Source organism: Parabacteroides sp. 52 (assembly GCF_010500925.1).
Lineage (GTDB): Bacteria > Bacteroidota > Bacteroidia > Bacteroidales > Tannerellaceae > QVMG01.
The window spans coordinates 15,127-38,628 of record NZ_QVMG01000005.1; the positions used below are offsets into that span (position 1 = coordinate 15,127).

The 23,502-nt window shown below is 41.1% G+C and carries 22 protein-coding genes; 13 read left to right on the forward strand and 9 right to left on the reverse strand.

What is annotated here, in order from left to right; genetic code table 11:
* Positions 1 to 16 precede the first annotated feature (16 nt).
* Complete coding sequence (locus D0T51_RS04695) at positions 17 to 850, forward strand: phosphatidate cytidylyltransferase (RefSeq protein WP_163725865.1); 834 nt, start codon at positions 17 to 19, stop codon at positions 848 to 850.
* Here D0T51_RS04695 and D0T51_RS04700 read toward each other — a convergent pair.
* On the reverse strand, positions 837 to 1,484 hold the full coding sequence (locus D0T51_RS04700) for a porin family protein (RefSeq protein ID WP_163726114.1): 648 nt from the start codon (positions 1,482 to 1,484) through the stop codon (positions 837 to 839). The genes D0T51_RS04695 and D0T51_RS04700 overlap by 14 nt on opposite strands.
* Positions 1,485 to 1,691: 207 nt before the next feature.
* On the opposite strand from D0T51_RS04700, the gene D0T51_RS04705 reads away from it, so the two are divergent.
* Complete coding sequence (locus D0T51_RS04705) at positions 1,692 to 1,859, forward strand: DUF362 domain-containing protein (protein WP_163725868.1); 168 nt, start codon at positions 1,692 to 1,694, stop codon at positions 1,857 to 1,859.
* Positions 1,860 to 1,967: 108 nt separating this feature from the next.
* Here the strand turns inward: D0T51_RS04705 and D0T51_RS04710 are convergent, their stop codons facing one another.
* Entirely contained in the window at positions 1,968 to 2,318 is a 351-nt protein-coding gene (locus D0T51_RS04710) for a DUF3276 family protein (protein WP_163726117.1), read from the reverse strand.
* Positions 2,319 to 2,539: 221 nt separating this feature from the next.
* On the opposite strand from D0T51_RS04710, the gene nusB reads away from it, so the two are divergent.
* From nusB to D0T51_RS04735, 5 genes are all read left to right on the forward strand, one after another.
* Positions 2,540 to 3,466: a transcription antitermination factor NusB gene (gene nusB / locus D0T51_RS04715; protein WP_163725871.1), complete on the forward strand. Its 927-nt coding sequence runs from the start codon at positions 2,540 to 2,542 to the stop codon at positions 3,464 to 3,466.
* Positions 3,467 to 3,525: 59 nt separating this feature from the next.
* Entirely contained in the window at positions 3,526 to 3,849 is a 324-nt protein-coding gene (yajC, locus tag D0T51_RS04720; protein ID WP_163725874.1) for a preprotein translocase subunit YajC, read from the forward strand.
* 10 nt (positions 3,850 to 3,859) lie between these two features.
* Entirely contained in the window at positions 3,860 to 4,864 is a 1,005-nt protein-coding gene (locus D0T51_RS04725) for a YbbR-like domain-containing protein (RefSeq protein WP_163725877.1), read from the forward strand.
* Complete coding sequence (gene coaE, locus D0T51_RS04730; RefSeq protein WP_163725880.1) at positions 4,857 to 5,441, forward strand: dephospho-CoA kinase; 585 nt, start codon at positions 4,857 to 4,859, stop codon at positions 5,439 to 5,441. The genes D0T51_RS04725 and coaE overlap by 8 nt, the downstream gene beginning before the upstream one ends.
* Positions 5,442 to 5,525: 84 nt before the next feature.
* A complete protein-coding gene (locus D0T51_RS04735) occupies positions 5,526 to 5,951 on the forward strand; it encodes a DUF5606 domain-containing protein (protein ID WP_163725883.1) in 426 nt (141 codons plus the stop codon).
* A gap of 125 nt (positions 5,952 to 6,076) precedes the next feature.
* Here D0T51_RS04735 and lon read toward each other — a convergent pair whose 3' ends face one another.
* Entirely contained in the window at positions 6,077 to 8,533 is a 2,457-nt protein-coding gene (gene lon, locus D0T51_RS04740) for an endopeptidase La (protein ID WP_163725886.1), read from the reverse strand.
* 196 nt (positions 8,534 to 8,729) lie between these two features.
* Between lon and D0T51_RS04745 the strand changes: the two genes are divergently transcribed.
* Positions 8,730 to 9,443 (forward strand): tRNA1(Val) (adenine(37)-N6)-methyltransferase, encoded by a 714-nt coding sequence (locus tag D0T51_RS04745; protein WP_163725889.1) that lies wholly within the window; start codon positions 8,730 to 8,732, stop codon positions 9,441 to 9,443.
* On the opposite strand, the gene D0T51_RS04750 is transcribed toward D0T51_RS04745, so the two are convergent.
* Positions 9,428 to 10,399 carry a diacylglycerol kinase family protein gene (locus D0T51_RS04750; protein ID WP_163726120.1) on the reverse strand — a complete coding sequence of 324 codons (972 nt, stop codon included), beginning with the start codon at positions 10,397 to 10,399 and terminating at the stop codon, positions 9,428 to 9,430. The genes D0T51_RS04745 and D0T51_RS04750 overlap by 16 nt on opposite strands.
* Before the next feature lie 191 nt (positions 10,400 to 10,590).
* On the opposite strand from D0T51_RS04750, the gene D0T51_RS04755 reads away from it, so the two are divergent.
* A complete protein-coding gene (locus D0T51_RS04755) occupies positions 10,591 to 11,778 on the forward strand; it encodes a pyridoxal phosphate-dependent aminotransferase family protein (protein ID WP_163725892.1) in 1,188 nt (395 codons plus the stop codon).
* Positions 11,779 to 12,134: 356 nt separating this feature from the next.
* Here the strand turns inward: D0T51_RS04755 and D0T51_RS04760 are convergent, their stop codons facing one another.
* Positions 12,135 to 12,980: a phospholipase A gene (locus tag D0T51_RS04760; RefSeq protein ID WP_163725895.1), complete on the reverse strand. Its 846-nt coding sequence runs from the start codon at positions 12,978 to 12,980 to the stop codon at positions 12,135 to 12,137.
* Positions 12,981 to 13,132: 152 nt separating this feature from the next.
* On the opposite strand from D0T51_RS04760, the gene D0T51_RS04765 reads away from it, so the two are divergent.
* Positions 13,133 to 14,929 carry a DNA mismatch repair protein MutS gene (locus tag D0T51_RS04765; RefSeq protein WP_163725898.1) on the forward strand — a complete coding sequence of 599 codons (1,797 nt, stop codon included), beginning with the start codon at positions 13,133 to 13,135 and terminating at the stop codon, positions 14,927 to 14,929.
* Between the two features lie 22 nt (positions 14,930 to 14,951).
* Here the strand turns inward: D0T51_RS04765 and D0T51_RS04770 are convergent, their stop codons facing one another.
* A complete protein-coding gene (locus D0T51_RS04770; protein WP_163725901.1) occupies positions 14,952 to 15,743 on the reverse strand; it encodes a M48 family metallopeptidase in 792 nt (263 codons plus the stop codon).
* 159 nt (positions 15,744 to 15,902) lie between these two features.
* Between D0T51_RS04770 and D0T51_RS04775 the strand changes: the two genes are divergently transcribed.
* Positions 15,903 to 17,174 (forward strand): mechanosensitive ion channel family protein, encoded by a 1,272-nt coding sequence (locus D0T51_RS04775; protein WP_163725904.1) that lies wholly within the window; start codon positions 15,903 to 15,905, stop codon positions 17,172 to 17,174.
* A gap of 119 nt (positions 17,175 to 17,293) precedes the next feature.
* Here D0T51_RS04775 and D0T51_RS04780 read toward each other — a convergent pair whose 3' ends face one another.
* Positions 17,294 to 18,244, reverse strand: coding sequence for an NAD-dependent epimerase/dehydratase family protein (locus tag D0T51_RS04780; protein WP_163725907.1), 951 nt, complete (start codon positions 18,242 to 18,244; stop codon positions 17,294 to 17,296).
* A gap of 185 nt (positions 18,245 to 18,429) precedes the next feature.
* Between D0T51_RS04780 and kbl the strand changes: the two genes are divergently transcribed.
* Both kbl and D0T51_RS04790 read left to right on the forward strand, forming a co-directional pair.
* Entirely contained in the window at positions 18,430 to 19,620 is a 1,191-nt protein-coding gene (gene kbl / locus D0T51_RS04785) for a glycine C-acetyltransferase (RefSeq protein WP_163725911.1), read from the forward strand.
* Between the two features lie 69 nt (positions 19,621 to 19,689).
* On the forward strand, positions 19,690 to 20,538 hold the full coding sequence (locus D0T51_RS04790; RefSeq protein WP_163725914.1) for a histidinol-phosphatase: 849 nt from the start codon (positions 19,690 to 19,692) through the stop codon (positions 20,536 to 20,538).
* Between the two features lie 45 nt (positions 20,539 to 20,583).
* On the opposite strand, the gene D0T51_RS04795 is transcribed toward D0T51_RS04790, so the two are convergent.
* Entirely contained in the window at positions 20,584 to 21,579 is a 996-nt protein-coding gene (locus D0T51_RS04795; protein WP_163725917.1) for a glycoside hydrolase family 130 protein, read from the reverse strand.
* Positions 21,576 to 23,468: a sodium:solute symporter family protein gene (locus D0T51_RS04800; protein ID WP_163725920.1), complete on the reverse strand. Its 1,893-nt coding sequence runs from the start codon at positions 23,466 to 23,468 to the stop codon at positions 21,576 to 21,578. Before D0T51_RS04800 ends, D0T51_RS04795 begins: the two co-directional genes overlap by 4 nt.
* Positions 23,469 to 23,502 lie beyond the last annotated feature (34 nt).

Consider the following 23,502-nt stretch of genomic DNA (forward strand, 5'->3'; position numbering starts at 1 on the left):
TAAAAAGTATATTATCTTGAAAAACCTGGTCATACGAGCTTTAACAGGTATAATATTTGTTACACTCATCGTCAGTTCTATTTCTATTCATCCCTTTTCTTTTCTTGTTATATTCAGCTTGATTACAGCTTTAACTCTATGGGAATTCTATGGATTGGTTAAACTTCACGATAGCGCCCCCATCAAAAAGACGATTTATTCACTCGGAGGCGTTTATCTCTTTGGGGCCACCTTTATATATGCCAACGATTTGATTAATGGGATTATTTTTCTTCCCTATATTCTTTTCCTGATAAGCGTACTGGTTGCTGAATTATACGATAAAGAAAGTAATCCTATAAAAAACTGGTCATTCACAATCTTTGGGCAGCTCTATTGTGCTGGATCCTTTTCTCTTTTGAATTTCATTGCTGCTATACCGAATACCCCCGGAGAAATTATCCATACCCCCCTTTGGGTCCTGGCGATATTTGTATTCATATGGTTAAATGATACCGGAGCTTATCTGGTTGGAAGTCTTTTGGGTAAACATCGTTTATTTGAACGTATATCCCCTAAAAAATCATGGGAAGGATTCTGGGGAGGATTGGTCGTAGTCCTTCTTTCCTCACAAGCTTTTGCCGCCTATATACAAGAAATAAGCTGGTACAACTGGTTGGGATTATCCTTTATTGTTGTGATATTTGGTACCTGGGGAGATTTGGTTGAATCACTCATGAAACGAACACTGGATGTCAAAGATTCGGGAAACATACTACCGGGACATGGGGGTATGTTGGATCGTTTTGACAGTATTCTATTGGCTGTCCCTGCCGCATACATCTACATAGAACTATTTATTCGAAATTAAAGGTTAGAATGACCATGCGAGAAGTCGCTTTGGATAAAGCATCTGTATATTTTATCAATTCTTTATCTGTTAAGTCTGTTCGATTCTTTTCTAACACATCTGCCAATCCAAAGCAGAATTTAAGTTCCGGACAAAACTTGAAAAAAGGAAGATAAATATCACAACCTATGCCAAATTCCAATCCATAATCAATGCCTTTCATCAAAAGCGGATGTCCTTTCTTTCGTCCGATATCCAAGGCACCATATATACCTCCAATCAAATAAGGACGGTAGTTATTCAGGCGGAAAGCACTGTATTTTATATCTACAGGCAGAGTCACATAAGTGGAGCGAACATTGGTTCTATATTCCACCTCCGAATTTTGCTCCCGAAAAATAAACTTCTTATCTCCAAAATGAAGGGAAGGAGATACCCGTAAGTTAAAATAAGGGTTTAAATACATATCCCCTATCACACCCACACTAAAACCGGGTGAATAAGAGGGGATCTCTGCAAACCAGATTTCTCCGTTGTTCATCACTCCATTTTGAGTCAACAACAAATCCTGCGAATGAATCCCTACATGAAAGCCCAGATGATACAATTTCATATCGGCATAGGGCTGGTTCTTCACTCGCTCCACTTGTGCCATCATATTTGAAAAAGTCAGGCACATAATTGTAATAAAAAAGAATATTCGTCTCAACCTTTCAACAGTTTTGAATAATATAACGGGGAAGCTTCCAAATTATTGCCAAAAACAAATATTTGAAGAAAATAAGAGTGCATATGTTTTATATGTACAAAGAATATCCTATTTTTGCACGACTATTAGTTATCAATTTTAAAGTTTACAAAAATGGCTTACGTAATTAGCGACGATTGTATTGCTTGCGGTACTTGTATTGACGAATGTCCGGTAGGAGCAATTTCAGAGGGTGATATTTATGCTATCGATCCTGAAATGTGTACTGATTGTGGAACTTGTGCGGATGTATGTCCCACAGAAGCAATCCATCCGGCATAACAAGCTTATAGCAAAAGAAATAGGTCTCGGTTAATAATTAGACCTAAAAATAACGGGCTGTTCTTTATTGAAAAGAACAGCCCGTTATCTTTTTATCTTTGTTCTCCTTTAGAAGTCAATATCCAATTTGATGTCATCTGCCGACCCATCTTCCCCGTCTTCCATACCACTATCCATAGACTGGTTGCGTTGTTTGATATAATTAATCACTTCATGCATTCCATCCATAAACTTCTCAAAATCTTCTTTGTACAAAAAGATCTTATGTTTTTCAAAGGTAACCTGAGCACCATCTTTAGACTGCACCTTTTTACTTTCAGTAACAGCCAGGAATAAGTCATCCTTTAAATTCTTTTTAACATCCAAATAATAGATACGTTTTCCTGCTTTTATGGCTTTAGAGTACAGTATCTCTTTGTCGCCACCTTCAACATGCGATTTTTTATTCGATTCTTCCATGACAGCTCCATTCGTTAAAATTTCTTCCCATTTTTCATAACTAGCTTCAAATATGTGCATTTTTTTTAAAATAACAACTATTTTTACCAAATAAAACTCATTCTCTTTACACCATATAAACCCTATTTTGAAAAGAAACGAATAAAATCACTTTACTCCGCGTGTATTATCAAAAGAATCCCTACCTTTGTGGTCAATAAAACAAGAAGTTCCTTCAAACAATGATCAACAGAGTTTTAATCCGAATTAAGGTTTTACAGATAGTCTATTCTTTCTATCAAAACGAAAACGGAGATATCCAAACAGCTGAAAAAGAATTACTCTTCAGCTTACGAAAGTCGTATGACTTATATCACTACTTCCTACTTCTTATTCTTGACGTCACCAACTTACATGAACGCATCCTGGACAACCGTAAGCACAAATTAGTGCCAACGGAAGAAGATAAGAATCCGAACACCCGATTAATGAACAATCGTTTTGTTGCCCAGTTGGCAGAAAACAAAGAACTGCAAGAATACTTGTCAGCCTATAGTATTTCATGGGATAACGATTCGGATTTTATAAAAAACATATTGGATTTAGTATTGACCTCCGAATCCTACGCAGCCTATTTGCAAAACCCGGAAGATTCTTACGAAACCGACAAAGAGTTCTGGCGTGCCTTCTTTAAAAAGCATATTTGCGGCAACAAAATGGTGGAAGATTTTCTGGAAGACAAAAGCATTTACTGGAACGACGATATTGATATCGTTGAAACATTCACCTTAAAAACGATCAAACGCTTCGATGAGAAAAAGGGAAGTAAGCAAAGCCTTTTGCCCATGTTCAAAGACGAAGAAGACAAAGAGTTTGCAATCAAATTATTCCGACAGACATTATTGCACGGCAAAGACTACCGGGAGCGGATTGACAAACATATGAAGAATTGGGAAACCGAACGTATCGCCAATATGGATTTAATCATTATGCAGGTAGCTCTGGCTGAAATCATGAACTTCCCAACGATCCCTATCAATGTAACCCTGAATGAATATATTGATGCGGCCAAATATTACAGTACTCCCAAAAGTGGCACATTTATCAATGGAATACTTGATTCGATCGTACAGGAGTTAAAAAAAGAAAAGGTATTATTCAAAGATTAAGAATAATACTTACATTTGTATTATAAGCAAGTAGATATTAACTAAAAAGGATATAACAGATGAGTATATTAAGTATTTTGCTTCAAGCACCTGTTGCAGGTGGTGTTGGCGGTGGACAATGGTCCGGCATATTAATGATGGTAGTGATCGTAGCCATTTTTTATTTCTTTATGATCCGTCCCCAACAAAAAAGACAAAAAGATATCCAAAAAGCACGTGAAGCATTAAAAGCCGGAGATAAAATCGTTACTGCCGGAGGCATTTATGGTAAAATCAAAGAGATTGGTGATGTCTATATGTTAATCGAAATTGCAGATGGAGTACGTATCCGTATAGATAAAACATCTGTTTTTGCTTCTACAGAAGACGCCCAACAGAAATAACACTGATATTATGTCACGACTTGAACAATCACTCAAGTCTGTCCGGAGAAAGATTAAAGCCTTTTTATATCGTCAAAGATGGAAAGAGGCATTAATCTTTTTCTCATTTCTACTTCTTTCTTTCGGATTCTGGTATCTGCAAAGCCTGCAACAGGAATATGAAATAGAAATATCCATTCCGGTCAGATATAAGAACGTACCTCCAGATATTACTTTTACCGACACTGTTCCTCACAAAATTATTGCACGGGTAAGAGACAAAGGAAGTGTACTCTTAAACTATACCTTTGGACGCACCTTTACTCCTATCGAGGCGAACATGAAAAGTATGCCCAAAGACAAAGGGGTAGTGACAATTGAACGAAAAAATATCGAAAGTGATATCTATAAACAATTGTTGACTACGACCACATTGATCGGCTTTGATCCGGCACATATCCACCTAAACTATAGCAAACAGGCTGAAAAAGAAATACCTGTAAGGTTTGACGGAAATATCAGTCCGGCTGCGGGTTTTCAACAATCCGGAGACCTATTGATCAGTCCGTCTGTAGTGCAGGCATATGCTGCGGATGTTGTTCTTGACACTCTCAAAGAAGTAAAAACAGTCTTTACCCATATATCTAAAGCCGATAAAACAATGACCCGGATCATCTCTCTGCAAAAAACAGAAGGCATTGTTTACAACCCCGAATCGGTCTCTATAACCATACCGATTGAAGAGTTCACGGATAAAACACTGGACATTCCTGTTATAGTAAGCAATATTCCGGACGATTATACGGTCCGTTTATTTCCGGCAACCGTAAAGGTTACATGCAGTGTGCCTTTATCCCGTTTTAAGGATTTATCCGAAGAGCAATTCTTTATCCAAATTCCTTATATTGAATTGGAACAAAACATCACTGGAGTTATGCCCATTGAATTGACTGAAAAACCGGATTGGGTACAATCGACCACCATAACCCCGAATAAAATAGAATTTATCTTAGAACAATTCCGCTCCAATGATTAAAGTAGGATTAACGGGGGGTATAGGTAGTGGAAAGACAGTAGTAGCTTCTTTACTGGAATTGATGGGTATCCCCGTTTATATAGCCGATGAAGAAAGCAAACGACTGACAGACACTTCGCCTTCTATCCATGATAAACTAACCGCTATTTTCGGAGAGAACATATATACCTCTTCCGGATTAGACCGTAAACTATTGGCTTCTTATATATTCAATGATACGGAATTACTTCATGCAGTCAATCAGATTATTCACCCGGAAGTGAACCGTCACTTTTTAAATTGGGCTGCCCAACAAACAACTGACATCTGCGTCATCGAATCGGCCATCTTATTTGAATCCGGATTTGATAAAATCGTAGACATCCGCCTGATGGTGTACGCCCCTTTGGAAATAAGAATCACCAGAGCCTGTCAACGCAATTCGGACATTAGCCCCCAAGAAATAAAGAAGCGCATAGAAAACCAACTTCCCGACGAGCAAAAAAAAGAATGGGCAGATTATACGATTCTGAACGATAACATAACTGCCTTAACCCCTCAAGTACAGGATTTTATTTCGTTTATCCGCAGTCGCTAAAAGGTTTTCTTCTTCATTTTGTCCAAAAATTCTATAGTTTGTACTACATTTGCAGCTTTAAGTTTAACACAAAAAGAGATTATTATGTTGAAGACTATTCTGTCTATTTCAGGAAAGCCCGGATTGTATAAGCTGATTTCTCAAGGGAAAAACATGCTGATCGTTGAAGCATTAAGCGATAAAAAAAGAATACCTGCATATGCTAAAGATAAAATAATATCTTTAGGGGATATCGCTATTTATACGGAAGAAGAAGAAGTTCCTTTATACGAGGTACTTACAGCAATAAAAGAAAAAGAAAACGGAGGAAAGAGCGCCCTGAATCCCACCGGTGCTAAACCGGAAGATTTGCGTGCCTATATGGCAGAAGTGCTTCCTTCTTTTGACCGCGAACGGGTACACCCCAGTGACATCAAAAAACTGATCAGTTGGTACAATCTGCTGACAAAGAACGAATTAACAAACTTCAAACCCGAAGAAAAAGAAAAGGTAGAAGAAACGGATAAATAAAACAGCAGTTTACCCGCTATAAAGAAGTATATCCTTGGTTATATACTTACAAATCTAAAAAGAATAGGAGGAAAATAAAACATTTTCCTCCTATTCTTTTTTTACTCTTCTATGTTAATCCCGATTTAAAATAGCGGATTCTTTATTTTTTCTTTCATCAAAGCCAAGTCGACCACTTCGTGAATGTCTTCCACATAATGAAATGTTAGGCCTTTCAGGTAGTCCGCTTTTATTTCTTCCACATCTTTTTTGTTTTCCTGGCAAAGCATAAGTTCTTTGATACCTGCTCGTTTGGCTGCCAGGATCTTTTCTTTGATGCCACCCACAGGAAGCACTTTTCCCCGCAAGGTAATCTCCCCTGTCATGGCGATATTACTTTTCACCTTACGTTGTGTAAAAGCCGAAACCAAAGAGGTCACCATCGTTATACCGGCACTCGGCCCATCCTTGGGAATCGCTCCTTCAGGAACATGCACATGCACATTCCAATTTTCAAACATTTCTTCTGAAATACCAAAGCGGTCACTATGGGCATGTACATACTCAAGTGCCAACATGGCAGATTCTTTCATCACATCCCCCAGGTTACCGGTCAATGTCAGTTTGGATCCTTTCCCTTTGCTCAGGCTTGATTCCACAAAAAGAATAGCTCCTCCTACCGCGGTCCATGCCAAGCCTGTCACCACTCCGGCATATTCATTGCCTTGGTATTTATCACGCGTATATTCGATAGCCCCTAAATATTCATGGAGATCCTCCGGATTGATCTGCGTCGGTATTACTTCATCCGAAGCCATTTTGCGGGCTAACTTACGCATGATCTTTGCAATCTTTTTATCCAGTTCCCGCACCCCACTCTCACGTGTATACGACTCTACGATGACCTGCAATGTCTTTTTAGGCAATTTGATCGCTTTTTTAGGTATACCATGCGCCTCCAGTTGTTTGGGCACAAGGTGTTTGGCCGCGATCTCTACCTTTTCTTCCATAATATAACCACTTACTTCGATCAATTCCATGCGATCCAATAAAGGTTGGGAAATGGTATTCAGGTTATTGGCAGTAGCCACAAACATAACCTTACTCAAATCATAGTCGATATCCAGGTAATTATCGTGGAAAGCGTTATTCTGTTCCGGATCCAGTACTTCCAACAAAGCCGAAGCCGGGTCTCCTTTAAAATCACTTGACACCTTATCTATTTCATCCAGGATAAACACCGGATTGGAAGAACCGGCTTTCAATATGTTCTGTATGATCCGCCCACTCATTGCCCCGATATAGGTACGCCGATGACCTCGTATTTCGGCTTCATCATGCAGTCCGCCTAAAGACATACGTACATATTTACGATTCAATGATTCTGCCACGGATTTACCCAAAGAAGTCTTCCCTACCCCCGGAGGTCCATATAAACAGATGATGGGAGATTTCATATCCCCTTTTAATTTCAATACGGCCAGATGCTCTATGATACGTTCTTTCACCTGCTCAAGCCCATAATGATCCCGATCCAATACCTTTTCTGCATGTTTCAGGTTAAAGTTATCCTTTGTATATTCATTCCAGGGAAGGCTGAGAATGGTTTGTACATACTGTGTCTGAATCGAATAATCGGGGGACTGAGGATGCAAGCGTTCCAATTTACGCAATTCTTTTTCAAAGGCCTCTTCTACTGAGTCCGGCCATTTTTTGGAGGCAGCCTTTTTTCGAAGTTCATTGATTTCTAACTCGTTGATATTACCTCCCAGTTCCTCCTGTATCGTCTTTATTTGTTGTTGCAGGAAATATTCCCGTTGCTGTTGATTGATATCCTCCTGCGTCTTCATCTGGATAGCCGCTTTCAACTCGATCAACTGGTACTCCCTGTTTAAGATGAAGAGCAAACGATAAGCTCTCTCTTTCAGGTCGTCTATCTTCAATAACTCTTGTTTTTCCTCCGCTCCTACCGGCAAATTACTGCAAGAGAAATTCACAAGGTATAATATATTCTTATTGTTTTTTATAGAGAACATCACTTCCCGCGAGGTCGGATCGCTGGATATACCCAACATCTTTATTGTCAAATCTTTGATTGTAGACAAAAGAGCTTCAAACTCCCGGTCGCTTTTCTTCGGTACCGAATCTTCCAGAATGGTAATTTTCCCACTAAGGAAAGGCTCCGTTTTCGTAATTTCTTTTAATTCAAAACGTTTTCTACCCTGCAAGATCACAGTTGTATTGCCATCCGGCATTTCCAATACACGCACAATGCTGGCCACGACACCTATCGGATACAAGTCCTCCAACCCAGGCTCCTCCGTGTCCATCTGTTTTTGGCAGACAACACCTACCATTTGTTTCTTTTTTACCGCTTCGCGTACCAGGCGCATGGATTTGGCCCTGCCGACAATAACCGGCAAAGCCACACCCGGAAATAAAACCATATTACGCAAAGGTAAAATAGGGAGCTGCTCTCCTATCTTTTCAAGGCCTTGTGAAAAATCATCATCCACATCACAGTCCATGATAACCGGCATAACCATATTATCCATATCATCTAACATAAGATAGGGGTTCTCTAATTTTATTTTGTCTTTCATACGTCATTATTATTTTTTATATTTCGGTCGTATGGAACTCGCACGCATGTTATCGCCTTGGGCGAAACAGTTTGAATGACTCGTTTCATATTGTCTTTAAATGGAATAATGTAGAGATACATCAATAAACGTGCCAAAGTTACATCTTTTCAGTCAAATCTAATTACTTTTGCAAAGTTGATTATACATAAGAGCGATGGCGAATCCCTTTTTCCAATTCAAACAATTCACCGTTTACCACGATAAATGTGCCATGAAAGTAGGTACGGATGGGGTATTACTGGGTGCATGGACACAAACAGCAGAAGCCAGAAACATCCTGGATATAGGGACAGGCACAGGACTAATCGCCCTGATGTTGGCCCAACGTACCACTGCCATCATTGACGCAATAGACATCGATGCCGACGCTTGTTTACAAGCCAAAGAAAACAGTCAGGCCTCTCCTTTTTCCGATCGTATCCATATACACCACCAGCCGTTGGCCTCATTCAAAAAGGGAAAAAAAGAAACATACGACCTGATTGTATCCAATCCTCCCTACTTTGTACATTCACTCAAGTCACCGGAAGAAAAACGCAACCTGGCACGGCATACAGAGAGTCTCTCTTTGGAAGAATTGATCGGCGACAGCAAAGAAATGTTGTCCCCTTCGGGACGCATATGCCTGATCCTGCCTTCCGACCAGGAAGAAATACTCAGACAGACAATAGAGCGGCATACATTATATATAAGAAGGAAAACCCATGTCATTCCGGTTTCCGGAGGAACGGTTAAACGTATCCTGATCGAATTATCAAAAACTCCTGCCGTACATATCGAAACGGAAGAACTTGTATTGGAAGAAAAACGGCACCAGTATACCCCTCAATACACTGCCCTGACCCAAGCCTATTATCTGAAAATGTAAGGAAGCCGCTTGTCAAAGAAACGAGTCACTTCCCCGAATAAATGATACACCTCTTCGGTGAAAGAAACCGTATCCGGAATATAGACCTTCAACGACTGAGGCATCACCGAAAGATGTATCTCACGCCCCGCTTTTACCGGTTCTCCATCCAAATGCATCACCCCCGGTTTCTGTCTGACAATGGTTATATCCTGTCCCTTGAACGACTTTATTTTACTATTCCGGTCTATTTGCCGGGTAAACAACTGAATGGCCAAAGGTGCAATATCCAAGGGAGTGAAAGGGGACAAAATCGTTATATTCATCTGCCCATCCTGTATATTCGCATGAGGAGCAATGAATGCATTATTTCCATATTGAGAAGCATTGGCGCAAGCAACCAAAAAGGCTTTTTCCTGGATCGTCCGGTTGTCGATCATCAACTCATAGACTTCCGGTTTATAACTTAAATATTCTTCCACCGTATTTTTGATGTAGGTGAGCGAACCACGATGTTTTTCATTGGCGAACTTCTGACTGACCGCCGCATCAAAGCCTACTCCGCAGGTACAGAAAAAGACTCTGTCATCCGCCTTGCAGCTATCGATAGCCGAAACCCGTCCTTTGACAATCACTTCCAAAGCCCGTTTCACATCCATGGGGATATGTAATTCACGGGCCAACCCATTGCCCGACCCCTTGGGAATTATCCCCAATACGGCCTCAGAGAACAACATCGACTTGGCGACTTCATTGACTGTTCCATCTCCTCCTACAGCCAAGATCGTATTGGCCCCCGCATCAATCGCCCGACATGTCAACTCACTGGCGTGTCCGGCATACTCCGTAAACGAAATCGTTAAATCGGCTTTATCCTTGGAAAAAACCTCTTCAATCATCTTAGGTATTTTGCGTTTCGAACCCACACCGGAGATTGGATTTATGATTGCATGCACTTTTATTTGTTGTTCCTCCATCATAGCATTTTTTACATCGAGACAAAAATAGTGCTTTTACAAAACTTTTATATCATTTGGTCCACTATAAGTTATTTTTTACTACTTTTGCGCCTGGATTTGTCAATTCATTTACAAATTGGTATAGACAAACGGCGTTCATTATAGAACAATAACAAAAATAGCGAGAAAACTTATTCTCTTTTACGAATATGAAACTTTTACAAGAGAAACTAGCAAAGTATGACGCTCCTCAAAAAGCCATGGCTGCAGGAATTTACCCATACTTCCGGAAAATAGAAAGCGATCAGGATACAGAAGTTATTATTGATGGAAAAAAAGTCCTGATGTTTGGTTCTAATGCTTATTTAGGACTCACCAATCACCCCAAAGTCAAAGAAGCGGCCATTGATGCCATAAAGAAATATGGTACCGGATGTGCCGGCTCCCGTTTTCTCAATGGTACATTAGATCTGCATCTTGATTTGGAAAAACGCCTGGCTGAATTTGTAGGCAAAGAAGATGCCATCGTCTATTCTACCGGGTTCCAGGTAAACTTAGGAGTCGTTTCCTGTCTTACGGGTCGGGAAGATTATATATTGTGGGATGAATTTGATCATGCATCCATCATTGAAGGACATCGTCTTTCATTCTCCACAAAATTAAAATACAAACATAACGATATGGACTCGCTGGAGAAACAACTCCAAAAATGCGATCCGGACAAAATCAAACTCATTGTCACCGACACCGTATTCAGTATGGAAGGAGACGTAGCTGATCTTCCCGCTATCGTTGCTTTAGCTAAAAAATACAACGCTTGCATCATGGCGGATGAAGCACACGGCTTAGGGGTTTTAGGAGATCACGGGAGAGGTGCCTGTAACCACTTCGGCGTCACCAAGGATATCGACCTGATCATGGGAACCTTTAGTAAATCATTCGCTTCTATCGGAGGATTTATTGCCGCAGACAAAGAAATAACAAACTATATCCGTCACAACTCCCGCTCGTATATCTTCAGTGCCAGCAACACTCCAGCCGCTACAGCTGCTGCCAATGCTGCCTTAGATATCATGTTGAGCGAACCGGAACGTATCGATCATCTGTGGGACTTAACTCATTATGCTCTTGACGGATTCAGAAATATGGGTTGTGAGATAGGACATACGTCTACCCCTATCATTCCTCTTTTCATCCGGGACAACGATTTGACCTTCCTCGTGGTAAGGGAATTATTCGAAGCCGGAATATTTGTCAACCCGGTAGTAACCCCTGCTGTGGCACCGGAAGACACCTTGATTCGTTTTTCTCTCATGGCAACCCACACCAAAGAGCAATTAGACATCGCCCTTACAGCCATTGAAAAGATATTCAAGAAACACCATATCATTAAGTAAGTACGTAATAGATACCGACATAAAAAGCTATCCTGCCTTCAGGATAGCTTTTTTTATGCCATCCCCCTCCCCTTTTCCTGCCCACCTGCTTCCTGAAGATGCTCGAAACCCCTTTGAATGGAAAGCGGATCAACCCCGGAATCGCTATTTGCGGGGAGAGGTTGTTTGAATTCTTTATAGAAAAAATGCAAGAAAATAAAATTGCTGATAATCGTCGACACTTGTGCTGATATATGTCGACACTTGTGCTGATATATGTCGGCACTTGTGTCGATATATATCGGCATTTTTATTTTCCCCCTGTCATATACCCCAGTGCCTATATATGCCACCGTCCACAAAGACAGTCCACAGCATCAAAAAATACTAAAATCCGAGGGTTTGATAACGAATCCAAGTCGCAACATACTCTTATACTGGTTATATTCCAACAGGTTTTCCCCATACCCATTATAATATTGGAGAAAGAAGTACTGGTTTTCCGTTTGTTTAAACTTATAGCTGATTTCGACTTGTGAGTTGAAACTCATCTTACTGTTTCGTTTGGTAAATAAGGCTGATATATTGAATCGTTTATTATTGGTACGAAAAGTTGTTGCAAACTGGAAGATACCGTTATATTTCAGAATGTCTTTATTATTGCGGCTATCTATAATAGGAATCCATATTTTCGCTTGTGTTTCCCAATTTTTATTGAGCATGATAGAAGTAGCCAGGGTCACCTTATTCCAGCTTCTCGAAAAGATACTGTCTTTCCCATTCGATTCGTGCTCCAACATCAGATAGCCTTTGCCGATATAATTATCCTTATACACAATCAGATGTCCCAATCCTATACCCGGATTAAAGTTCATTTCGCGCATAGGCAGTGACTTCTGAAACACATTCCAGAAGTTCTTTTGTGTATATTGAATAAACAGATAGGTATCGAAAGGCAACTTACTGCGTGTGATACGCTGAGAGATACTGAGTTGAAATTTCACATCCGAATTGATGGCAGTAGGCTCTGAACCAATGGGAATGCCTCCGATTATATAATTATCCTTGAAGAGGGTAAAATAGGGCTCTTTGTCCAACACCGCCCTGACACTATCGGCATTATAGTAGCGGACAGGAGGTATATTATCCAATATCTTATGTTTCTGGGCAAAAACAATCTCGACAAAAGAAAGAAACAACAAAAAGAAAACGCATCTCTTCATAGAACCATTTATTTTGTGAATCGCTTCAAAATTAATTAAAAATGAAGCATCTCATTGGCTCTCTTTATAGATTTTATAGTCTTTAACTCAACTCATAGCAATATGTAAGCCGGGTATACGCCTGTATCTTGCTTTTTCTTACCTTTGCGTACATGGAAAAAGTATATACTTATTACACAGAAAAGATAGAAGCCTCTACCCGGCAATTGAATGATTTAAAAAAGAAAATGCATGTATTGGGAAGCATACGCCTGATTCTGGTCCTTGCCGCTCTTATCAGCTGTTGGATTTTCCGGCAAGAGAGCGGCTGGGTGATCACCGGCATCTTAGGCTTATATGCCCTTCCTTTTACCCTATTCATGGTCTACCATAACCGACTGCATACAAGAAAAACATATACGGAAACAAGTATTTTATTGAATAAGAATGAACTGAAGGCATTGGATTATGATTTTTCCGCCTTTGACGGAGCTGCCGAACATAATAAGGCGGAGCACTCTTTCAGTCTGGATCTCGATCTTTTTGGAGAACGTTCGTTATTTCAATCCTTGAACCGGACAGTCACCTCTTCGGGAAAAGAACTATTGGTGGAATGGTTTCTAAACCCTTTCACCTCCAAAGAAAAAATACAAAAACGACAGGAAGCCATTACAGAATTGGCATCCTTCACAGAATTACGCCAGCATTTTTATGTAACCGGCTCGATAAAAACCCCAAAGAATCCGAATCCTTCTCTCTTGGAATCGTTATTCCATGAAAAAACTCTTTTTATTCAAAACAGGCTTTGGAAGACACTCATATGGGTGGTGCCATGTGTATGGACGATCCTGTTAGCCGGCGTATTTTTGAATCGTATAGACGAAGTTTTTGCCGGACTATTCTTTTGTATGGCATTCCTTATTGCTTATATAAAAACCAAAGACATCAATCATCTTTATCATACGGTGAATAAGATGGAGGATATATTCTCCGTTTACTCAGACTTAATGAAAAATATAGAAGGGGATCTGTTTCAGGCAGAAGAACTCAGGGATATATCCCAAAAGCTGACCGACAAAAACGGAATCACCGCATCGTCGGCAATCAAACAGTTATCTAAATACATCGGTGCACTGGATCAACGTTTCAGTCTGGCCGGTATCCTCCTGAACCTATTCTATCTGAGAGACATTCGCCATGCCCTTGCTCTGGAGCAATGGCGAAAGACCTACCGGGAAGACTTCGGACGTTGGTTAAATGCCCTGGCCCACTTTGATGCATACAGCTCCCTGGCCGGATTCGCTTTCAATCATCCCGATTATATATATCCGCAGATTACCGATGTTTATTTTCAAATGGAAGGGAAAGACTTAGGCCATCCCCTGCTCCACCGCGATATATGTGTTAAAAACGATATAGATATCCGTCAAAGCCCTTATTTCCTGGTTATAACAGGAGCCAATATGGCCGGTAAAAGTACTTATCTGCGAACAGTGGGGGTCAACTATCTGCTAGCCTGCATCGGAGCTCCTGTTTTTGCCACGGCACTGACTGTTTATCCGGCTCAGTTAGTGACCAGCCTGCGTACCTCGGATTCGCTGGTGAGTAACGAATCTTATTTCTTTGCCGAATTGAAACGCCTGAAAATGATTATCGACAGGTTGAAAGAGGGAGAAAAGCTTTTTATCATACTGGACGAAATTCTCAAAGGCACCAACTCCGTCGATAAACAAAAGGGCTCTATCGCTTTAATGAAACAACTCGTCTCTTACAAAGCCTGTGGTATCATTGCCACCCACGACCTTGTATTGGGTACCCTCGAAGAAGAATTTCCGGATGAAATAAAAAACTACCGGTTTGAGGCAGATATAAAAAAGGATGAATTAGCCTTTTCTTACCGGTTACGTGAAGGAATAGCTCAAAATATGAACGCTTACTTTCTGATGAAAAAAATGGGGATCACTGTTTAGCGTCCCCACTCCTTTTTTGATTTTATTTTCTTTTATACTTCTCCATCTCCGGAAGATAACGTTGGATATCACTGATACGCTGTCCTCCACTGGGGTGTGTACTTAAAAACTCAGGGACACTTCCTCCGCCTCCGGCAGACATCTTTTCCCAAAAATGGACGGCAACCTGCGGATTGTATCCGGCCATGGTCATCAGGATCAATCCCATATAGTCGGCTTCCGATTCATGTTTGCGGGAGAAAGGCAATATAACACCGACCTGCGAGCCCAAGGCATATACACTATTCGCTACTCCTTGAACCGCTTCGTTCTTCTGACTGACAGCCAGTCCCACCAAGGCTCCTCCGTATTGAGTAAGTAATTGTTGACTCATACGTTCGTTACTGTGTTTGGCTACGGCATGAGCCACTTCGTGCCCCATGACAACAGCCAATTCGTCGTCCGATGTAACGATCTTCATCAATCCTTCATTGACAACAATCTTTCCACCCGGCATACAAAAGGCATTCATCTCCTGATCCTGCACCAGATTAAATTCCCATGAAAAGTTTTTTACTTCCTCCGCCAACCCGTTTTCTTTCAGATAAGCTTCTGTCGCTGCAGCAATCTTTTTACCTACACGCACAACCTGGTCTGTTTGGGTTTTACTTGTTGATTTTTTAGCCGTCTTCATATATTCACCATATTGTGAAAGGCTGGAGGTTAACACTTCTTGTTCCGAAACTAACATCACTTGTCTACGCCCTGTAAGAGGCACTGTGGAACACCCTGTCAGTAGCAAAAACGCTACGAATAAACTCAATACATTCTTCATAAATATCTTTTCCTTTTATGCTTAATACTATGCGGATGCAAATATAACACATCCCCATTTATATATGACAATTTTATTAAAAAAGTGTTTGATACAGAGGATAAAGCTGCTTTGTTTCTCTATTTTTTATAGCTTTGCACGATACTAAAATCAGAAAAAATGAATAATATGCAAGAATGGATTACAGAAACACTCCTGGAGTGGGGAATTATTGAAAGTACAGTGGGATATTGGGACAATATTATCATTTTATTACTTATCCTCCTTTTGGCTTTCGTAGTCGATTATGTATGTAACCATATAATTATCGGTATATTCAAACGCATAGCCGTACGTACAAAGACAGACTGGGATGATTTGATTCTCGACCGGAAAATCATTCATAAGATAATCAACGTCATTCCTGCCATCCTGATTTATATCTTATTGCCTATCGCTTTTGCGCCTTGGGACAGTCCAATCATCTTATTACTGTTGCAAAAAGTCTGCAAGATCTATATCATTGCCGTCTCCTTGCGTTTCATCAATGCTTCTCTGAACCTGGTCAATGAGTTATATAACCGCCGGGCGGCTGTTACAGGCAAATCCATCAAAGGATTTATACAAGTCATACAGCTCCTCCTTCTGTTTATCGGCATAATCCTTATTATTTCCATACTGATAAGCGAATCCCCGGCTAAACTATTTGCCGGCCTGGGAGCTTCTGCGGCCGTGTTGATGTTGGTATTCAAAGATTCCATACTTGGATTTGTCGCAGGCATACAATTATCGGCCAATGATATGTTACGTCCGGGTGACTGGATCACCATGAACAAATACGGGGCAGACGGTACAGTCATAGACGTTACCCTGAATGCCATTAAAGTGAGGAACTTTGACAATACGATCGTAACAATTCCTCCTTATTCTTTGGTGAGTGACTCATTCCAGAATTGGCGGGGCATGAGTGATTCGCCCGGCCGACGCATCAAACGTTCGATCAATATCGATATGAACAGTGTCCGCTTTTGTACGCCCGAAATGTTAGGAAAATACAGAAAGATAGACTTACTCACCGAATATATCGACCAAAAGGAAGCCGAGCTCCGTCAATATAACGAAAAGAATCAGATTGATAATAGTATCCAGGTGAATGGGCGTCGTCAGACAAACCTGGGTGTTTTTCGCGCCTATCTGGAGCGTTATTTACGCAATCATCCGGATGTAAGTAAGGAATTGACTTGCATGGTGCGTCATTTGCAACCTACAGAAAAAGGGATTCCTATCGAACTGTATTTCTTCTCTGCCGAAAAAAGATGGATATTCTATGAAAGTATTCAGGCCGATATATTCGATCATATCCTGGCTATTATCCCGGAATTTGGACTGGAAGCTTTCCAAAATATATCAGGAGCAGATATCCGGGCATTGAATCGTCAAACAACGGCATAAGAAAATAACGAATCACCCCATCTGAAACCTTCCACTATTTACCGGGGTGATCCGGATTTCCTGCAATAAAAAAGGGTTGCCCACTACGGACAACCCTTTTCTTTATCTATCGAACGGAATTATACGAGACGCTCTTTCAGTTTCGTTATCATATCCTGTGTCATGCGATCCAGGTCATATTCCGGCTTCCATCCCCATTCTTCACGGGCGCATGTATCATCCAATGAGTTCGGCCATGAATCAGCGATAGCCTGTCGCAAAGGATCCACCTTATAATCGACTTTCAATTCGGGAATATATTTACGGATATTGGCCGTAATAATTTCAGGATCAAAACTCATGGCTGTCACATTAAAGGAATTACGATGCACAAACTTAGAGGCATCGGCTTCCATAATCTCTATCGCCGCACGCAGCGCATCCGGCATATACATCATATCCATAAATGTTCCGGCAGCAATAGGACATTCAAAGGTCTCCCCTTTCACTGCGGAATAATAGATATCCACGGCATAATCGGTAGTACCTCCACCGGGAGGAGTTACATAAGAAATCAATCCGGGGAATCGTACCGAACGGGTATCCACACCAAAACGGGTGAAATAATAATCACTCAATAGTTCACCGGAAACTTTTGTTACTCCATACATTGTTTTGGGATTACGGATCGTATCCTGTGGGGTATTGTCTTTCGGTGAATTGCTTCCGAACACTCCGATCGAGCTGGGGGTAAAAACGGCACAACCCGATTCACGAGCCACTTCCAATACATTAAAAAGCCCATCCATTCCTATCTTCCAGGCGAGTTGTGGCTTTGCTTCTGCAACAGCAGACAAAAGGGCAGCTAAATTGTAGATCGTGTCAATCTCGTACTTGGAGATGGTTTCGGCAATTTGCTTTGCATTTGTAATGTCTACAACGGCAGATGGACCGGTTTCCAACAGTTCACCTTTAGGTTCTGCGCCAGGAATATAACCGGCTACTATATTTCCATTGTAAATACTTCTTAATTTCAAGGTCAATTCCGAACCAATCTGTCCGGTAGAGCCTATCACTAAAACATTTTTCATTCGTTGACGCGTTTATGATTGTTAAGTTTTTTTCGCGACAAAGGTAGATAGAATTAAATAGTTTGCGTCTTTTTTCTTCTTTTTTTTCATGCAAGTATGAGAAAAAAGTAAGACCTTTGTCGGGTGAGTTGATACGGAATATAGTACCAATCAGAATCTATTATACTAACAAAAAAACAAAACGTATGTACGGAAAAATGAAAGAATTTCTGACAGCAGAACTGGAAAATATCCAGGCTGCCGGATTGTATAAAAACGAACGTATTATCACCACCCCGCAACGGGCTGATATCGAAGTGAAAGGCGGTAATCATGTATTGAACTTTTGTGCGAATAATTACCTGGGACTTTCTGACAACAAACGTCTGGTTGATGCGGCTAAACGCACCTTGGATACACATGGATACGGTATGTCTTCAGTTCGTTTCATCTGTGGCACACAAGATCTTCACAAAGAGTTGGAAGCTGCTATTTCGGATTATTTCAAAACAGAAGACACTATTCTCTATGCGGCTTGTTTTGATGCAAACGGAGGTTTATTCGAACCGTTGCTTTCTGAAGAAGATGCTATCATCTCCGATGCATTAAACCATGCTTCCATCATTGATGGAGTCCGGTTGTGTAAAGCCAAACGCTACCGGTATGCCAATGCGGATATGGCAGACTTAGAGCGTTGTCTACAGGAAGCACAAGCACAACGCTTCCGCATCATTGCCACAGACGGAGTCTTCTCTATGGATGGGAATGTAGCCCCTATGGATAAGATATGCGCTTTAGCAGAGAAATATGATGCCCTGGTGATGGTGGACGAATCACATTCGGCCGGAGTAGTTGGTCCTACCGGACGGGGAGTAGCCGAGCAATTCAACAGTTACGGGAAAATTGATATTTTCACTGGCACATTGGGTAAAGCTTTCGGGGGTGCCATGGGAGGTTTCACTACGGGTAAAAAAGAAATCATCGATATATTGCGTCAGCGCTCACGTCCTTATCTCTTCTCTAACTCATTGGCTCCGGCTATTGTTGGTGCCAGCCTGGAGATGTTCAAGATATTGAAAGAAAGTGATGCTCTTCACAGCAAACTAATGGAAAATGTCACCTATTTCTGTGAGAAAATGATGACAGCAGGTTTTGATATAAAACCAACGCAATCGGCTATCTGTGCGGTTATGTTATACGATGCTAAATTGTCTCAGGACTTTGCTACTCGTATGCAGGAAGAAGGTATATATGTGACCGGTTTTTATTATCCGGTTGTACCGAAAGAGCAAGCCCGTATCCGTGTGCAATTATCGGCAGGTCACGAACGGGAACACTTGGATAAAGCCATTACCAGCTTTATAAAAGTAGGAAAAGAACTCGGTGTTATTCAATAAATAAAAGAAGAGATAGTTGACATTTCCCGTCAACTATCTCTTCTTTCAATCTATTCCCCAAACAGATTCATGCAGTTAAGCAACTATCACAGTCATTGCACCTTTTGTGACGGTCGAAGCAGTCCGGAAGATTTTCTGAAATTTGCCCTATCCAATGGATTCAGAGCCTATGGGTTTTCCTCCCACTCTCCCCTGCCTTTTGAAACATTTTGGAATATGTCGAAAGTCGACATGCCGGAATACCTGGCGGAGATTGATCGGTTAAAGAAAAAATACGACAAACAGATAGAGGTGTATGTCGGTCTGGAGATCGATTACCTGGATCAGACTTTCAATCCATCCATTCCTTATTTCCAGGAGCTTCCTTTGGATTATCGTATCGGTTCCGTTCATTTTTTACCCCAATCTTCTAATCTATTAGAAGAGAATATGGTATGCATTGACGGGCCCTATGAAGAGTTTGCACAAGCCATAGACCGGTCTTATGAGGGGGATATCCGTAAAGTGGTAGAACATTACTATGACTCCACACTGAAAATGGTGAACGCCGGAGGCATTGATATTGTCGGGCATCTTGATAAGATTTATCAGAACGGACACCGTTATCCGGGTTTTTCATTCGAGGCCAGTTGGTATAAAGAGGCTCTTTATGCCTGCATCGACCTTATCGCTGAAAAAGGATTGATGGTGGAAATCAACACCAAAAATATGCTACGCAAACAGCAGTCTTTCCCGCATGTACACTATTATTCTTTGTTACAAGAAAAGAATATACCCATCATGGTTAATTCAGACTGTCATTTCCCTGATTTGGTGAATGCCGGACGCATAGAAGTCTTTTCTCTGCTCCAAAAAGCCGGATTCAAATCCACCCGTGAACTCATAAAGGGCCAATGGCAGGATATCTCTTTGCATTAACAAATACCCCAAACATTGGCCTAATTCCAAACGATGTTAAATCAATTACATCGCATTTTTCTTTGTAAACTCAATTATCTCATCGATATATCCAAAACACAATCCGGTAACCGTATCGGCACAGCCATAATAAATGGCTATCCGGCGCGTTTCAGGATCGTGTAAAGCGGCACAGGGGAAAGTCACATTCGGTACATCTCCTACACACTCATACTCTTTTTGAGGAGAAATCAGATAAGGACGTGAACGGTATTTTACTTTCCACGGTTCATCCAAATCCAGGATGGCCGCTCCAAAACTATACACATAACCGTTACAGGAAAGCAATACCCCATGGTATATAAGTAACCAGCCTTCCGATGTTTCAATAGGAATAGGACCGGCTCCGATTTTCATGCTTTGCCAGGCGCTCTCCTCGAAAGGCGAAGGGGCCATCACATGACGATGTTTACCCCAGAAACACATATCGGGGGATTCGCTGAAGAATATATCTCCAAAAGGGGTATGTCCGTTATCACTCGGACGACTCAACATGGCATAATTGCCCTTGATCTTACGAGGGAACATCACCCCGTTCCGGTTAAATGGCAAAAAGGCATTTTCCAGTTGATGAAAAGTCTCGAAGTCATACGTATAAGCCACCCCTATTGTCGGTCCGTAATAACCATTACACCAAGTTACATAATAACGGTCTTCGATGAAACAAACACGCGGATCATATCCGTAAACAAACTTGCCTATCTCTTCGTCTTCCGATTCAAATTCCAGTTTCGTTTCCGAAATATGCCAATGAATGCCATCCGCACTGAAACCGACATGTAAACGCATACGCCGGCAAGTGTCATCACAACGAAACACCCCGGCATAACCTCCTTTGAAAGGGACAACCGCACTGTTAAACACACTATTGGATGTAGAAATGATATCACGTGGAATCACCGGATTTTCGGAATATCTCCATAAAACCGCCTTGCTGTCTGCCGGGCGATCCTGCCAGGGCATATCAGGAAGCGGGGCTCCTTCTATTTTTAAGTCATTCATGATTGTATATTTTTTTCTTTCAGATTAATTTCGCTCATTAACATATCATATTCTTTTTCTTCTTTGTTCATCTTATCATACCAGTTTTTCTTCAAAATCAATGTTGTAATACCCAGAATGAGTATAGAGGTAAACAAGGGGAATCCCTCTTTAATCACAATATACATCGGTATGATAGTCAGACAAGATTGCCAGAGAATGCCTACAGCTATATTGAACATATCTCTTTTGAAATGTGTATTTCGTTTTACCTGTGGATAACGTTCGCAGGCTTTTGTGGCAACAGGTCCCCAAAATCCCCAAGGACGTACCCGAATGTAAAAATCAATAAGTGTCTCTTCATCGGTCGGTTCTGTTAATAATGTACCCACTATACATCCGATAAGAGAGACTCCCATCAATACGGGGAAATAATACAAAGGCAATGTATGGGGAAAAAACTGAGGTACAATCATAGCAGCCACAATACCGACCAACATCCCCCAGAAATAACCGTATCCATTGAAACGCCACCAATGCCATTTCAATAAGTTCGCAGCAATATAACCTCCATACAATGCCGAAACGATCCATTGAAGAACCGAATTAATATTCAATACAAAAAATCCTATAACCGTGCTGATGACTACCACAGATACAGAGATAATATAACTCGCCCGGATCTGCGTTTTATTTGATGCCTTCGGATTGATATATTTCAGATATACATCATTCACCAGATAAGCGGGTGCTGCATTGACTGTGGAAGCAAATGTTGACATAAATGCTGCCAACAAACCGGCTAATAATAGTCCGGCCAATCCAACAGGAACAAATTCGCTGATAGCCCGTGGCAATATTGTTTCAAAATCGACAGCCGATCCCATGGCATTGAAGTCGTCACTGAAAAAAACAATAGCCAGGACTGCGAATCCCATAATCATAAGGTAACGGGGAATCAACAAAATAACCGGGACGGAACCACTCATTAAAGCGGCTTCCTTAGGACTTTTACAAGCCAAAATCTTCTGCATATCGTAATTCGGTGCCGGACCGGCCATGCTTAAAAAGACTCCTTTGAAAAGCATCATCATGACAAAAACGGTGAACAGGTTATATTGGTCAAGCGCCATTTTATCCATGACAGAAGGTATGAGGTTACTCCAATCCAAATCGAGTGTCCATCCAAAGAAAGGAGAATCCCAACCTGCTGGTACATGGGCGGCCAACATATCCGGACTGACCTTCATCATGGCAATAGCAGCTATCACGACACCTGCCACTGTCATAATGCCAAACTGTACCACATCTGTCCACACAATGCTCAGCATACCTCCTAACATCACATAAAAAGTAGCAATAGTCGTAAAGAATATACCATACAAATGAGGCACATATTCAGGAGCCACATCAAAGGGTACAAACTGAGAGACAACTTCCCAAGGGAAGAATATCTCCATGAATTTACCGATTCCGATAAACCCATAACTCAAAAAGCCCAACACCCCTATAACCGCATAGAGAATCACTACCGTATGCGATAAATTAGCACCTCTCCCATATCCAAACCGGGTTCGAATCCATTCCGCACCAGTCAACACATTGGAACGGCGTAACCAAATGGATAAGTAGACCATCAAGAAAATCTGATTGAAGACCGGCCAAAGCCAGGGAACCCAAAGACTCTTAAGTCCATAGACAAATGCCAGGTAAACCATCCACATCGTACCGGAAATATCAAACATACCCGAAGCATTGGATAGCCCCAACATATAAAAAGGCAGTGTTTTTCCCCCCAGAAAGTAAGAGTCAAGGTTTTTGGAAGCCCGCTTCTTAAGCACCAATCCGATAATAATCATTACGACCAGGTAGAGTGCAATGATCAATACATCAATAAGTTCTAAATTCATACTATTTAATAGTTTAGATCGTTCAGTTAACAGT